Annotated in this window: 15 protein-coding genes and 1 tRNA gene; 9 read left to right on the plus strand and 7 right to left on the minus strand. The window is 62.4% G+C overall.

Features of this window, described 5'->3' with window-relative positions:
- Positions 1-25 precede the first annotated feature (25 nt).
- The 3 genes from ACODSP_RS17485 to ACODSP_RS17495 all read right to left on the minus strand — a co-directional run bounded on the left by ACODSP_RS17485 (position 26) and on the right by ACODSP_RS17495 (position 3,259).
- A complete protein-coding gene (locus tag ACODSP_RS17485; protein ID WP_488966842.1) occupies positions 26-1,195 on the minus strand; it encodes an AI-2E family transporter in 1,170 nt (389 codons plus the stop codon).
- A complete protein-coding gene (locus tag ACODSP_RS17490) occupies positions 1,192-1,809 on the minus strand; it encodes a CDP-alcohol phosphatidyltransferase family protein (protein WP_488966843.1) in 618 nt (205 codons plus the stop codon). The genes ACODSP_RS17485 and ACODSP_RS17490 overlap by 4 nt, the downstream gene beginning before the upstream one ends.
- 343 nt (positions 1,810-2,152) lie before the next feature.
- Positions 2,153-3,259: a hypothetical protein gene (locus tag ACODSP_RS17495; protein ID WP_488966844.1), complete on the minus strand. Its 1,107-nt coding sequence runs from the start codon at positions 3,257-3,259 to the stop codon at positions 2,153-2,155.
- 111 nt (positions 3,260-3,370) lie between these two features.
- Between ACODSP_RS17495 and purM the strand changes: the two genes are divergently transcribed.
- A complete protein-coding gene (gene purM / locus ACODSP_RS17500) occupies positions 3,371-4,429 on the plus strand; it encodes a phosphoribosylformylglycinamidine cyclo-ligase (RefSeq protein ID WP_488966845.1) in 1,059 nt (352 codons plus the stop codon).
- Positions 4,426-5,046, plus strand: coding sequence for a phosphoribosylglycinamide formyltransferase (gene purN, locus ACODSP_RS17505; protein ID WP_488966846.1), 621 nt, complete (start codon positions 4,426-4,428; stop codon positions 5,044-5,046). Before purM ends, purN begins: the two co-directional genes overlap by 4 nt.
- On the opposite strand, the gene ACODSP_RS17510 is transcribed toward purN, so the two are convergent.
- From ACODSP_RS17510 to ACODSP_RS17525, 4 genes are all read right to left on the minus strand, one after another.
- On the minus strand, positions 5,043-5,456 hold the full coding sequence (locus ACODSP_RS17510; protein WP_488966847.1) for a type II toxin-antitoxin system VapC family toxin: 414 nt from the start codon (positions 5,454-5,456) through the stop codon (positions 5,043-5,045). The genes purN and ACODSP_RS17510 overlap by 4 nt on opposite strands.
- A complete protein-coding gene (locus ACODSP_RS17515) occupies positions 5,453-5,695 on the minus strand; it encodes a type II toxin-antitoxin system Phd/YefM family antitoxin (protein ID WP_488966848.1) in 243 nt (80 codons plus the stop codon). The genes ACODSP_RS17510 and ACODSP_RS17515 overlap by 4 nt, the downstream gene beginning before the upstream one ends.
- Positions 5,696-5,834: 139 nt before the next feature.
- Entirely contained in the window at positions 5,835-6,845 is a 1,011-nt protein-coding gene (locus tag ACODSP_RS17520) for a hypothetical protein (protein ID WP_488966849.1), read from the minus strand.
- Positions 6,846-6,901: 56 nt separating this feature from the next.
- Positions 6,902-7,267 carry a PadR family transcriptional regulator gene (locus ACODSP_RS17525; RefSeq protein ID WP_488966850.1) on the minus strand — a complete coding sequence of 122 codons (366 nt, stop codon included), beginning with the start codon at positions 7,265-7,267 and terminating at the stop codon, positions 6,902-6,904.
- Between the two features lie 438 nt (positions 7,268-7,705).
- Between ACODSP_RS17525 and ACODSP_RS17530 the strand changes: the two genes are divergently transcribed.
- The 7 genes from ACODSP_RS17530 to ACODSP_RS17560 all read left to right on the plus strand — a co-directional run bounded on the left by ACODSP_RS17530 (position 7,706) and on the right by ACODSP_RS17560 (position 13,019).
- Positions 7,706-8,500 carry an EcsC family protein gene (locus tag ACODSP_RS17530; protein WP_488966851.1) on the plus strand — a complete coding sequence of 265 codons (795 nt, stop codon included), beginning with the start codon at positions 7,706-7,708 and terminating at the stop codon, positions 8,498-8,500.
- A 57-nt stretch (positions 8,501-8,557) separates the two neighbouring features.
- On the plus strand, positions 8,558-9,037 hold the full coding sequence (locus ACODSP_RS17535) for a GNAT family N-acetyltransferase (protein ID WP_488966852.1): 480 nt from the start codon (positions 8,558-8,560) through the stop codon (positions 9,035-9,037).
- Positions 9,038-9,129: 92 nt separating this feature from the next.
- The gene (locus ACODSP_RS17540) at positions 9,130-9,354 is read left to right on the plus strand and encodes a hypothetical protein (protein ID WP_488966853.1); all 225 of its coding nucleotides are present in this window, start codon (positions 9,130-9,132) and stop codon (positions 9,352-9,354) included.
- 245 nt (positions 9,355-9,599) lie between these two features.
- Positions 9,600-12,008, plus strand: a complete 2,409-nt coding sequence (lon, locus tag ACODSP_RS17545; RefSeq protein ID WP_488966854.1) for an endopeptidase La — start codon at positions 9,600-9,602, stop codon at positions 12,006-12,008.
- Positions 12,009-12,151: 143 nt separating this feature from the next.
- Positions 12,152-12,424 (plus strand): HU family DNA-binding protein, encoded by a 273-nt coding sequence (locus tag ACODSP_RS17550; protein ID WP_054170185.1) that lies wholly within the window; start codon positions 12,152-12,154, stop codon positions 12,422-12,424.
- 176 nt (positions 12,425-12,600) lie between these two features.
- Positions 12,601-12,675: transfer RNA gene (locus ACODSP_RS17555), tRNA-Val, on the plus strand.
- A gap of 119 nt (positions 12,676-12,794) precedes the next feature.
- Positions 12,795-13,019: a hypothetical protein gene (locus ACODSP_RS17560; RefSeq protein WP_488966855.1), complete on the plus strand. Its 225-nt coding sequence runs from the start codon at positions 12,795-12,797 to the stop codon at positions 13,017-13,019.
- The last annotated feature ends 168 nt before the right edge of the window (positions 13,020-13,187 follow it).

Consider the following 13,187-nt stretch of genomic DNA (forward strand, 5'->3'; position numbering starts at 1 on the left):
ACGGGCTGGAAATCTAAGGACAGGTTCAGGGCTTGGGCGGCAGGTCGGCGATGCCGGCACCCCGTTCCGCCCCTTCGCCTGCCGGATGGGATAGCAGCGGGTCGGGGGCCAAGTCGAGGGCTGTCGCCGCACCCGTGTCGAACCCGCGGTACAGGCTGCTCTGCATATATTGCCGCAGACCGAACCGGGTCAGCACGCCGATGACGGCGGCCACGGGTACGGCCAGCAGCACGCCGACAAAGCCGAACAAGGCCCCGCCGGCCAGCAGCGCGAACATCACCCAGACGGGGTGCAGCCCCACCTTGTCACCCACCAGCTTGGGCGTCAGGATGTTGCCTTCCACGGCTTGGCCGAAGAAGAAGATGCCGGCGATCAGCCCGACCTGCCAGAATTCATCGAACTGGAACAGGGCCAGGCCGACACTGGCCACGAATCCGACCAGCGATCCCACAAACGGGATGAAGGACAGAAGGCCCGTGATCAGGCCGATCACCAGCCCGAAATCAAGACCCGCCGCCGTCAGCGCCACGGCATAGAACACGCCCAGGCACAGGCAGACCGTGGCCTGACCACGCACGAATCCGGCCAGCGTCGTGTCGACCTCGCGCGCCTGCTCCCGGATGGTGGCGGCATAGGGGCGGGGCAGCCAGCCATCCACCGTCGCCACCATCCGGTCCCAGTCGCGCAGCAGATAGAAGGCGACGATGGGTGTGATGAAGATGACGGACAGGATGTCGATGATGGCGACACTGCTGGTCAGGATGTTGCGCAGGACATCGGCGGTCCAGCCTACGGCGGTGCCGGCATAATTGCCGGCGGCCTCGCGCAGTTGCTTCACCTCCGCCGCCGGCAGACGGCGCAGCCAGCGCTGTACCGCCGGCACCAGTTCCTTCTTGGCCCAGGCGATCCATTCGGGCGCCACCTCCACCAATTGCACGACCTGCGCCTGCAACAGCGGCGCCAGCAGCAGCAGGGCAATAATGGCAGCCAGCAGGAAGCCCAGCAGCACGACCGTCGTCGCGGCCCAGCGCGGCATGCCGCGCGCCTCCAGCTTGTCAGCGACGGGGTCCAGCAGATAGGCCACGGCCATGCCCGCCACGAAGGGGGCCAGCATGGAGCGCAGCAGCCAGACCACGGCAATGAAGCCGACAAAGCCCCATAGCCAGAATTTCCACTGTCGATTGGCCCGCATCATGCATCCTTGCCCGGATCGTCGTTCAGGAATTCATCCTCTGGCTTGGGCCGGCTGACAAAGGCCAGCACCAGCGAGGCCAGCGTAAGACCGACCACCAGCAGTTCCGCCGGCAGGATGAACAGATCGACGCCGAATCCAGGCCCCTGGATCAGCAGGAACAGGATGGCCAGCGCATCCATGGCCACGATGTTGATATGGAACAGCCAGCGCGGCTCGCGAATCCAGGGCTCGTTCCCCGCCGTCTCCGGCAGCTTCTGCCCCAACGCCAGCACCAGTTCCCGCAGCAGTACAGGGATCAGCACCCAAAGCGGCAGCAGGCCGTTATAGGACAGCGCGGTCAGGGCCAGAAGCGGCAGCAGCCGGTCGGCAAACCCGTCCAGAACCCCGCCCAGCCTTGTGCGCGTCTTGAACAGCAGGGCCGCCGACCCTTCCAGCAGGGCACCAAGCGCGGCCAGCACGAACAGCCAGAAGGCCCAGGCATAATGACCGCTATAGATCAGCCAGCCGATCAGCAGGGCCGACAGCAGCCGCCCGGCGGTGATGCCCATGGTGATGCGGCGCAACCGTTCCAGGGTGGGATCGGTGGTCATGGTTTCGGGCGCAAGATCGCTCATCGGGCCTCAACTCCGCCGTTGGGTGTGTTCAGACGTTCCCATCATGAACACGTGGCAAGCCAAAAGGGTCACATGCCCGGCAGTATGAGGGTTTTCGAAAGGATAACAATGGTCTGGTAGGGGTTCGCCGAGGTTGAGGGTTCTGATCGCTTACCAAGGCCTGTGGGGTGTCGCTGACCGCCCTGCTTCATCGCCTCCCCGGCGAAGGCCGGGGCCCAGGGGCCACAGGCTCATACCTGCGTGCTGCCCTGATCAATGCTGCTGCAAGGCCGGGCGCTTGGCCCCTGGGTCCCGGCCTTCGCCGGGGAGGCGATTTATTGCCAAATTTAAAGGCGTCTGTTGCTCACCGCGCGCTGCGCAGGACCGGCCCGTCGGTCCCGTCTTCCAGCACCAGATCGCGCTGCGCCAGTGCGGTGCGCAACTGGCCGATATCACCGGCATGGCGCAGGTCCAGGACGGCGCCGGCGCGCGACAGGCTGGTGATATTGGTCTGGGTGATGGTGCTGATGCTGGTCAGCCGTTTGCGCATGGATAGCCAGGCGGCCTGATCGGCAAAGCGGGCGGTCAGCTTCAGGTCCGACAGGGCCCCGGCGGCGATCTGCGTCGCGGCGGTCCAGCGTTCCTCGAACCGGTGGGTCACGCTTTCCACTGCGGCGCGCAGGGTGGGGTTGACCGCCTCCGTGCTGTCGGCGGGCAGGGGGGATTGTGTCAGGCTGAACGTTTCCCCGCTGCCCGTGGCGGGATGCAGGGCGACCGTTACCGTCAGGCCGGCCTCCGGCGTGCCGCTAACCACCACCACGGCCACATCGCCGGCACCATAGCGGTCGGCAATCCGGCGCAGTGCCGTGGCGTCACCGGCCAGGGCCTGCTCCACACCGATATCGCTGACATCGGCGGCCTCCCCGAACGGTACCGTCACGGGCACCAGCCCGCCCTGACGCGGGGCCAGATCGGCCCAGGCCTGCCGCCAGGCCGTGCCCGCCTGCCACAGGACCGGCGCGCCACCTGTCTGATCGATAGGCAGGACCAGGGTGGGCTTCGACCGCACCTCGGCATAGGCGACAGTGTTGGCGCGCAGATAGGTGCGCAGGGCGGCGGCGTTGAAGCGGATGGCCAGCTTGCCGACATAGCGGGTGGCCGATGTCCGCTCCTCCTGGATCTCAAAGCTCTGCACCATGCGTTCGATCACGTCGGACGGAACGGGGGGCAGGGCGGTGCGGACACCATCCACCGTCAGCCGGTCGAACATCAGGTCGAAGGCCTTGCGCTGCGCCTCGCGCACGCCCTGATCACGGGCGGCATTGGCATTGCCGGACGAGATATCGACGCCCACATCGCGCACCGTGAACAGGTCGTCCACCGCCTGACCAGAGGCCGGCAGGGCCAGACCAAGGGCTATCAGGGCGACAGACAGGCTTTTGCGCAGGGCGGGGGTGCGGATGACCGGCATTGCCTTGAATTCCGATGTTGCTATGTTCGGCGCCAAATCCGGGGTGCGGCAGGCCACCATGGGCTTTCTACCCCACCCCGGCACCGTTACGCCAGCAGTGAGGGCCAGGGCATGAGCAGCTATTCCTACCGGGATGCGGGTGTCGATATCGACGCGGGCAACGCACTGGTCGATGCGATCAAGCCGCTGGCCAAGTCCACGGCCCGTTCCGGCTCCGATGCGGGCCTGGGCGGCTTTGGCGCGCTGTTCGATCTGCGCGCCGCCGGCTTCCATGATCCGCTGCTGGTTTCCACCACTGACGGCGTGGGCACCAAGCTGAAGGTCGCCATCGACGCCAACAAGCATGACACGGTCGGTATCGATCTGGTCGCCATGTGCGTGAATGATCTGGTGGTGCAGGGCGCCGAACCGTTGCTGTTCCTGGATTACTACGCCACGGGCAAGCTGGACGTGACCGCCGGCCGCGCCATCGTCGCGGGGATTGCGGAAGGCTGCCGTCAGGCCGGATGCGCCCTGGTCGGTGGCGAGACGGCGGAAATGCCGGGCATGTATGCCCATGGTGATTATGATCTGGCCGGTTTCTCGGTCGGTGCCGTCGAACGTTCCCAGGTGCTGATCGGTGACAAGGTCGCCGCCGGCGATGTGGTGCTGGGCCTGGCCTCGTCGGGTGTGCATTCCAACGGTTATTCGCTGGTGCGCAAGCTGGTGGGCGTGTCGGGCCTGACCTATGACAGCGCCTGCCCTTGGGACTCGTCGCGCAGCCTGGGCGACGCCCTGCTGACGCCCACCCGCATCTATGTGAAGTCGGTTCTGGCGGCCGTGCGCGCCGGTACCGTCAATGCGCTGGCCCATATCACGGGCGGTGGCCTGATCGAGAATATTCCGCGCGTTCTGCCCGACGGGCTGGGTGTCGATCTCGATGCCGCATCCTGGGACCTGCCGCCAGTGTTCAACTGGCTGATGAAGACGGGCAATGTCGCGGCCCCGGAAATGGCCCGTACCTTCAATTGCGGCATCGGCATGGTCGTGGTTGTCCCCGCCGAGAAGGCGGACGACGCGGCGCGCATCCTGGCCGAGGGCGGCGAGACGGTGAAGCGCATCGGCACCGTGGTGCCGCGCGGCAATGACGGCCACCGCGTCGTCATTTCGGGGCTGGAGCGCTGGTCGTGAGATTGCGTCTGGGCGTTTTGATCTCGGGCCGTGGCAGCAACCTCCAGGCCCTGATCGACGCCGCTAGCGATCCCACCTATCCGGCGGAGGTGGCGCTTGTCATCTCCAACAAGCCGGACGCGCCGGGCCTGGACCGGGCACGCGCCGCCGGCATCGCCACCCTGGTGCTGCGGCCCAAGGATTTCGTCGACAAGGCCGCGCATGAGGCGGCGATGATTGCGGCGCTGGAGGCGGCGGGTGTCGGTCTGGTCTGCCTTGCCGGTTATATGCGCCTGCTATCGCCCGTATTCGTTGAGGCGTGGCACAACCGTCTGATCAATATCCACCCCTCGCTGCTGCCGGCTTTCCCCGGCCTGGACACCCATGCCCGCGCCATGGAAGCCGGCGTGTGGTTCCACGGCTGCACGGTTCATTATGTGCGGGTAGAGATGGATACCGGCCCGATCATCGTACAGGCCGCCGTCACCGTGGCCGACGACGATACGCCCGACAGCCTGTCTGCCCGTGTGCTGGAACAGGAGCACAAGGCCTACCCGCTGGCCGTGCGCCTGATTGCCGAAGGGAGGGTGCGGGTAGAGGGTGACCGGGCAGTGGTGGCACGGGACGTGGTGGGTTAAAGGCCCTTCAAAGTCACACCATCCGCCAATGCTGCGGCGCGTAGACGCTGGTCGAGCGTTGCAAGGGGTAAGTCCAAACGCACGGCCAGTTCCAGATAGGAAGCGTCATAGGCAGTCAGGCCGTGACGGTCGGCAAGCTTGACGACATTTCGCCAAGTCTTGCCGGTTGGCTCATGATCGATGTGGACCTTAAGGTTTATCAGTTCTTCAAGCAGTTCGGAGCGGCGCGAGAGGCTGAGGCGTTGTTTTCGCACCCCAACCATCAAGACATTTGCCACTTCCAATTGCCATATCGCGGGTGCGCAGGCGCCGTTGGCGGCCACATCAAGAAATAGGGAATCGATTACCGGCGTGGTTTCCGACGTGAAGCACCAAGCGATGGTTGCCGAGCAGTCCAGGACAAGGCTCACCGCCGGCCTTCGTCAATCATCTCGCGGATGGTAAGCCCGTCAAGCGACAAGCCCTTGCGCAGTTCCTGCACCCTTTCGACAGCACGCAAGGCGGCTTCGCGGTCGGCGGTGGGCTGGACGTGCGTCAGCTTCGCGACCACCCGGCCATTGCGGGTGATCTCCACGCTCTCGCCCTTCTCGACAATATCGAGCAGGCTGTTGAATGATTTTTCCGCCTCCACGGCACCGACGCTGCGCATCTGTCGCCATCCTTTGACGCGTAATTCGTATAAGAAGATAACGCGGATGCCGCACATCGGCAATGATCGCACCCACCCCCTGAAAACAAGATCGCATGCGCCGGGGGGCGCATGCGACAAGGCAGTCCGATGGTGCTTATCAGGCCGGAACGGCGGCCAGGTTGTTTAGCTTCAAATGGATGGCCAGGCGCCGGTCGCGGTGCAGCCGCTCGATCAGGTAGCCCAGCAGGAAGATGGCAGCGATGCCGCCGACGATGCGCAGGGGCTGTTCCTTCGACACGCCATACATCACCAGATTGGTCATCAGCCCGGCGAACAGCGGCACGAACCAGAACCACCACATCAGGCGGCGCTGACGGCTCTGCCGGTTCAGTTCCGTCTCATAAAGCGCCCGTACGGTGGCGCTGTCGGCATCCAGCGGGGCCGGGCGGGCGGCGCCGCGCAGCGCCAGATAGACCAGGATGCAGGCATATCCTGTCAGAAAGCTCCAGCCCAGCGGGGCGACCGGCGGCTGAAACCGCGCCAGGAAATATCCCGACACACCGATGATCATGGCCAATGCCGCCATTTCGGCGCGGTTGCGCACGCGGGTGCGCTGGACGAACTGATTGTAATCGCTGAACAGCGGCTGTGCCGGCTTGCGCCGCACCGCGTCGGGATTCTCCATCGCGCCCAGGGTCCAGAGGATGGGGAAGGACAGGCAGGCCAGCACGATCAGCGACCGCGACAGGGCCCAGGCCGGATCGACATGGCCGGCGGCGATCAGCACATGCATCATACTCTGCTGCGCCACCACGCACAGGGCCGCCGTCAGCGCATCAAAAAAGCCCTGCCGCACCGGGTTGTCCTCACTGCGGTAGATATTGCGCAGCAGCAGCCCGACCATGGCCAGCCCCATGGGCAGGGCGGCGCAGGCGGCATTGGTCACGGCCCTGTCGGTGCGGTCCAGTTCGAACCCGCCCAGGCAGGCGAACAGGATGAACAGCTGCAGCCCGATCACCGGCAGCCGCGAAGCCCGGCGTGCCTGTTCGGCCACCAGCGGCGGCACGCTGCGCAGCCCTTCGGCGGCCAGTTGACCCGGCGAGCGGCAGCTTTCAGCCAGATCGCCCATCACCGCCTCGCGTGAGGCAGGCGGCAATACCATCTGCACAAGGCGCCCCACCAATCCGGGTGCGGCCAATCCGGGTGCTGTTGGTGCTGGATGGTCTAAGCGATTGCGCTGTCTTTCCATATCCCCACTCCCCATTGCTGTTCGATTGCATCGCAGATGCGTTTGGCGGTCGTCGCCGCGTCCCGCAGGGCCAATTCCCCCGCCTGCTCAAGCCGGAAGCAGCGTTTGGCCCGCCCGCCCCTTTCCGGTGTGGGATCGGTCATCCAGGAGGTGACCAACCCCTTATCCTCCATCCGGTCCAAGGTGGCGTAGACGGCACCCAGCACCACCTTTCGCGGTCGTGACAACTCCTCCACCTTGGCGTGGATGGTGACGCCATAGGCCCCGTCACCCAGGGCAAGGATGGCCGTCAGCACAATCTGCTCAAACTGTCCAAGCGTGGCGTTCGCGACCGCTGTCATAATCCATACCCTGTATGAGTTATGTTGCATACGGTGTAGGAGAAATGGACGGTCGTCAAGGGCGATTGTGTGTGGGCGTGACCGGTGTTGCGCCTCGGTATCAAAAGGCCTATCCGCTGGCCGTTTGACTGGTCGCCGGGGGGGGCTATCGGCGGTAGTGAAGCGGATGGGTATGTCGGCGCGATGATCGCGCCATTGGGTTAAGCAGCTGAGGTTGTTCTACGTTCTATGAATGGCAAGCTCATTTTTATGCGCATATCCGAACACCAGATATCGTGTTTTCAATTAATTTTTATTTCTCCTTTTATTCACTTTTGGGATGCATATAATCTCCTTTCTTGATGGGTGGTCTGACTAGATATCCATTATTCGCCATGCCAGTTTGGCGTCGATAAAAATTTTCTCTGCCCCCAACCTTCTCTGCCGTGGAGTAAATAAATGAAGGACGAAATCGTTATCAAAAACAACTCATGTGCAATATTTTCTCCGGATGAGATCAAAGTAGTCGTGGAGGCTGCGGATAAATACATCGCAGCACGGAATGTTTTTGCTAAAGTGGTTTCGACTTTTGGAGGTGCAATTGAGTCTGGCTTTAAAAAACTTCCTGACGATTGGCAGGGGCAGATCGTAGAGAAGGTACGAGTAGTTCTGGAGGAAGCACAAAAGCTTGCCACCGCTGGTATGGATAACGAACCTGGACGTGAATCATCGGACGGTATGTACAAGGCCTTAGTGATGATGTCAGGAGCAGGGGGTGGTGCGGCTGGGCTACCGGGCCTTCTGGTTGAGTTGCCCACGACGACGATGCTTTTTTTTCGTTCAATTGCAGATATTGCCCGTGCCATGGGACATGACCTAACGGATCCGCGCATTCAGGCTGTTTGTTTTGAGGCTTTCGCCTACGGCGGTCCGTTGGATGAAGATGATGATGCCGATGTTACGTTCTTTACAGCCAAGTTAGGAACCGGCCAGCTCGCTGAGGTCATCGCTCGGGTCGCGCTGCGCTATGCCATCAATCTGTCACCCAAAATTGCGGCTCAAGCGGTGCCGCTTGTTGGCGGTGCTCTTGGGGCTGGTATAAATTACGGATTTCTTAGCTTTTACCAAGACATGGCACGTGTCCTTTTTACGCTTGTTCCCTTGGAGTTTAAGCATGATCCAGAAATGGTGCGCTCCTGTTTCGCCTCCGTAGTTAAGGAGCGCGTAGCCATCAAGCATTCTCGGCGTGGCTAGCGAATGGGTTCATGGCTCAGATGGATAACGGGAGATTTTAGTGGACTATTCTCAATTTTGATCAATATCGACACCATGCCCATCCGTCCCGCCACCGCCGCCGACCTGCCCTTCATCCACGCGCTGGCTCCGCGTCTTGCTGGTGCCGCAGACCTACCATGGAGGTCGCCAGAAGAGGTGATGCGGTTTCAGCGCAGCTTCATGCATGAGACGCTGGAGGTGCCCAAGCCGGGAGCCGTGACCTTTGTCGCCGACGATGGGGCTGGCGAGCGGCTGGGATTCGTGCATGCCGAACCCATGCTGGACATCTTCACGGACCAGATCGCCGCCTATATCCCGCTGCTGGCCGTAACAGAGGCCGCGCAGGGGCAGGGGACGGCCAAGGCCTTGATGGCGGCGGTGGAGGAGTGGGCCAAGCGCCAGGGCTATGCGTCCTTGTCGCTGGACGTGTTCGCCAGCAATGCGCGTGGCCGTGCCTTCTACGCCCGCCTTGGCTATGGCGAGGAGACGTTGCGGCTGGTGAAGGACATTCGGTAGCACCCAGAACCGTTCGAGAGGTCTTGTCAACCGCCCCACCAACCCTTACACAATCGCCCAGAATTCCATCGTCTCGTACCGGGGAGAAGAAAATGGCCGGCTCACATGGGCCCGTGGTGGTCGACAACAAGCTCGTGAAGGAACATGCCGAGGGCTGGCATGCCTTTACCCGTTTCACCACCATCGGCATCATCGCCGTGGTGCTGTTCCTGCTGATGATGATGCTGCATTTCTTCATCGGCTGGGGCTATGCGGTGCTGTTCATGGTGCTGGGCTATGTCGTGCTGACCTTCGCCGCCTTGCTGGGCAAGGTATAAAGGTCGCCGAAGCACCATTGCGATTTGGGAAAAAGGGCCGCCGGCAAAGCCGTGCGGCCCTTTTTGTGCGTGTGACAAACCGGTAGTACGCCTTTGGCGTGGTTCAAGCCCTTGAAGGGGGGGTATTGGTGTGCCACGTTAACGCCTGACGCCGTCACGACCGTTTCAACCCGTGCCCATCTGGGGCGGGCGGTCGGTCCAGGCCCAGCGGGGCTGGCGGCATGAATATAGAAGGCTGACTTAAGATGCTGGACATCCCCCGCGGTGTTCTCTACCCGGTCCTTCCGCTGAGAGACATCGTCGTCTTCCCGCACATGATCGTCCCGTTGTTCGTGGGCCGCGAGAAATCCGTCCGCGCGCTGGAAGACGTGATGAAGGATGACAAGCAGATCCTGCTGGTCACCCAGAAGAACGCCTCCCAGGATGATCCCACGCCCGCTGATATCTTCTCCGTCGGTACGATCGGTACGGTGCTGCAGCTGCTGAAGCTGCCCGATGGGACCGTGAAGGTGCTGGTGGAGGGCGGCAAGCGCGCCGCCATCACGAAGTTCGGCGATAATGAGGATTTCTTCCAGGCCTATGCCGAGCTGATCGACGAGAAGGTGGGCGAGCAGCAGGAGCTTGAGGCCCTGTCGCGCGCGGCCGTGTCGCAGTTCGAGCAATATATCAAGCTGAACAAGAAGATCCCGCCCGAGGTGCTGGTTTCCATCAACCAGATCGAGGAGCCGGGCAAGCTGGCCGACACCATCGCCAGCCATCTCCAGCTGAAGATCCCTGAGAAGCAGCAGCTGCTGGAGACCCCGACGGTCGCCGAGCGGCTGGAGCGGGTCTATGCCTTCATGGAAGGCGAGATCGGTGTCCTGCAGGTGGAAAAGCGCATCCGCAACCGCGTGAAGCGCCAGATGGAGAAGACCCAGCGCGAGTATTATCTGAATGAGCAGATGAAGGCCATTCAGAAGGAATTGGGCGAGGGCGAGGACGGCAAGGACGAGGTCGCGGAGATCGAGGAAAAGATCGCCAAGACCAAGTTCAGCAAGGAAGCCCGCGAAAAGGCCCAGGCCGAGGTCAAGAAGCTGCGCACCATGAGCCCGATGAGCGCCGAGGCGACGGTGGTGCGCAACTATCTGGACTGGATGCTGTCGATTCCGTGGAAGAAGCGCAGCAAGGTCAAGAAGGACATCAAGGGCGCCGAGACCATCCTGAACGCCGACCATCATGGTCTGGAGAAGGTCAAGGAGCGTATCCTTGAATATCTGGCGGTTCAGCAGCGCATGGATAAGGTGAAGGGTCCGATCCTGTGTCTGGTAGGGCCGCCGGGTGTAGGCAAGACCTCGCTGGGCAAGTCCATCGCCAAGGCCACGGGCCGTAATTTCGTGCGCATGTCCCTGGGCGGCGTGCGGGATGAAGCTGAGGTGCGCGGTCACCGCCGCACCTATATCGGCTCCATGCCCGGCAAGGTCATCCAGGGCATGAAGAAGGCCAAGACCTCCAACCCGCTGTTCCTGCTGGACGAGATCGACAAACTGGGTGCCGATTGGCGCGGCGATCCGTCCTCGGCCCTGCTGGAGGTTCTGGACCCCGAACAGAACAGCAGCTTCAGCGACCATTATCTGGAGGTCGATTACGACCTGTCTGACGTGATGTTCGTCTGCACGGCCAATTCGCTGCGCATGCCGCAGCCACTGCTGGACCGTATGGAGATCATCCGTCTGGCCGGCTACACCGAGGATGAGAAGGTGGAGATCGCCAAGCGCCACCTGATCGACAAGCAGGTGAGCGACCATGGTCTGAAGCCCGGTGAGTTCACCATCACCGACGATGCCCTGCGCGACGTGATCCGCTACTACACGCGCGAAGCGGGCGTGCGTTCGCTGGAGCGTGAGATCGCCAATCTGGCGCGCAAGGCGATCAAGGAGATCCTGATGAAGGGTCTTGAAAAGGTGAAGGTCACGCCGAAGAACCTGGAAAAGTTCGCAGGCGTAAAGCGCTTCCGATTCGGTGAGGCGGAGCTGGAGGATCAGGTCGGTGCAACCACCGGTCTGGCCTGGACCGAGGTGGGCGGGGAAATCCTGACCATCGAGGCTGTGATGCTGCGCGGCAAGGGCCGCATCCAGACCACGGGCAAGCTGGGCGACGTCATGAAGGAATCGGTGCAGGCCGCCGAATCCTATGTGAAGGCCAACGCGCTGAAGTTCGGGATCAAGCCGACCCTGTTCGAAAAGCGCGACATCCATGTCCATGTGCCGGAGGGGGCAACCCCGAAGGACGGCCCGTCGGCCGGCGTGGCTATGATCACCACCATCGTCTCCGTCCTGACCGGCATCGCGGTCGCCAAGGACATTGCCATGACGGGTGAGATCACCCTGCGCGGCAAGGTTCTGGCCATTGGTGGCCTGAAGGAAAAGCTGCTGGCGGCGCTCAGGGCGGGAATCAAGCGCGTGCTGATTCCCAAGGATAATGAGAAGGATCTGGCCGAAATCCCCGATAACGTGAAAAAGGGCCTGACCATTATCCCGGTTTCAACCGTAGATGAGGTTCTGGCGCAGGCTTTGGTGACGGCACCGGTCGGTATTGAGTGGTCGGAGCCCGAAGAAGTGGCTCAGGTCCCCGGAAAAGCTGGGGATGAAGAGCGGGATGGCGTGATTCGCCATTGAAGTGCGATTGGAAATCGTGTGAATTGGGTTCCGCCGCCACCCGCACAAATCCTTGTGTTGGCGGCGGAACCCAATCCCTTGATGCCTGGGAAGACATCTCGGGCATGTTGCAACCGATACTCTCTTGATGAGGGGGGCCTTAAGTGAACAAGAACGATCTCGTTGCCGCGGTCGCCGAAGCGGCTGGTCTGTCCAAGGCGGACGCGAACAAGGCCGTCGATGCGGTTTTTGATGGGATCACCGGCGCGCTGAAGAAGGGCGACGAAGTGCGTCTGGTTGGCTTCGGCACCTTCGCGGTGGCTGAACGCGCCGCTTCCGAGGGCCGCAATCCCCGCACCGGTGAGAAGATCTCCATCGCCGCTTCCAAGCAGCCGAAGTTCAAGCCCGGCAAGGGCCTGAAGGACGCGCTGAACTGAGCGACGCCTATCTAGGGATGCCCGGCGATAGCCGGGCGGCCTGACGGTGAGATAACGGGCGGCCCCCTTGGGCGCGCCCGTTTTTCATTTTTGGCCCCTGTCATGTCGGGGGCGAACCAACTTCTTTGTTGATTCTCCCGTTCCGGTCGCTATTGTCCCGGCCAACGATAAGGTACGGGCGGTTAGCTCAGAGGTAGAGCATCGGTTTTACACACCGCAGGTCGGGGGTTCGATCCCCTCACCGCCCACCATTCACCTCCATATCCCTGATATTGATCTTCCATTCCACCTGTCGCAGCGCCGGTGGAACGGGTATGATGCGCCACCGGTCGTTCTCCACGGCTGCGCACGGGAAAGAGGAAGGCGTTTCGTGATCGATTCCGCTGATCGTCGTTTGGGCGACCGTATCCTGGCTGCGCTGGAACTGGCCATCGACCAACAGGAACTGGAAATCGCCGAACAGCTCTGGCGGGCCCTGGAGCTGGCGCTGAGCCGCTATGGCGGCCCGGACGCGTTCGAGAAGCGGGACTCGCCGGCCAATCTGGACGATGTGCTGGACCGGCTGTTCGCCCTGCGCCATGCCAAGGGCGGCTGATCCGCATTTTCCTGTCGATTTCATGTTTGACAAGGTGGGCGGGGTCGAATATACACCCGCCCACCTCAGCGGCGGCGGGGCTGGAAACGGTCGCGGCGCTGTTTGAAAAGTATGCGGGTGTAGCTCAGTTGGTTAGAGCGCCGGCCTGTCACGCCGGAGGCCGCGGGT

This window comes from Niveispirillum sp. FG156, assembly GCF_057809555.1.

Coding starts and splice junctions, on each gene's coding strand:
- ACODSP_RS17485 (WP_488966842.1), bottom strand. CDS start 1,195: ATGATGCGGGCCAATCGACAGTGGAAATTCTGGCTATGGGGCTTTGTC.
- ACODSP_RS17490 (WP_488966843.1), bottom strand. CDS start 1,809: ATGAGCGATCTTGCGCCCGAAACCATGACCACCGATCCCACCCTGGAA.
- ACODSP_RS17495 (WP_488966844.1), bottom strand. CDS start 3,259: ATGCCGGTCATCCGCACCCCCGCCCTGCGCAAAAGCCTGTCTGTCGCC.
- purM (WP_488966845.1), top strand. CDS start 3,371: ATGAGCAGCTATTCCTACCGGGATGCGGGTGTCGATATCGACGCGGGC.
- ACODSP_RS17515 (WP_488966848.1), bottom strand. CDS start 5,695: ATGCGCAGCGTCGGTGCCGTGGAGGCGGAAAAATCATTCAACAGCCTG.
- ACODSP_RS17525 (WP_488966850.1), bottom strand. CDS start 7,267: ATGACAGCGGTCGCGAACGCCACGCTTGGACAGTTTGAGCAGATTGTG.
- ACODSP_RS17530 (WP_488966851.1), top strand. CDS start 7,706: ATGAAGGACGAAATCGTTATCAAAAACAACTCATGTGCAATATTTTCT.
- ACODSP_RS17540 (WP_488966853.1), top strand. CDS start 9,130: ATGGCCGGCTCACATGGGCCCGTGGTGGTCGACAACAAGCTCGTGAAG.
- lon (WP_488966854.1), top strand. CDS start 9,600: ATGCTGGACATCCCCCGCGGTGTTCTCTACCCGGTCCTTCCGCTGAGA.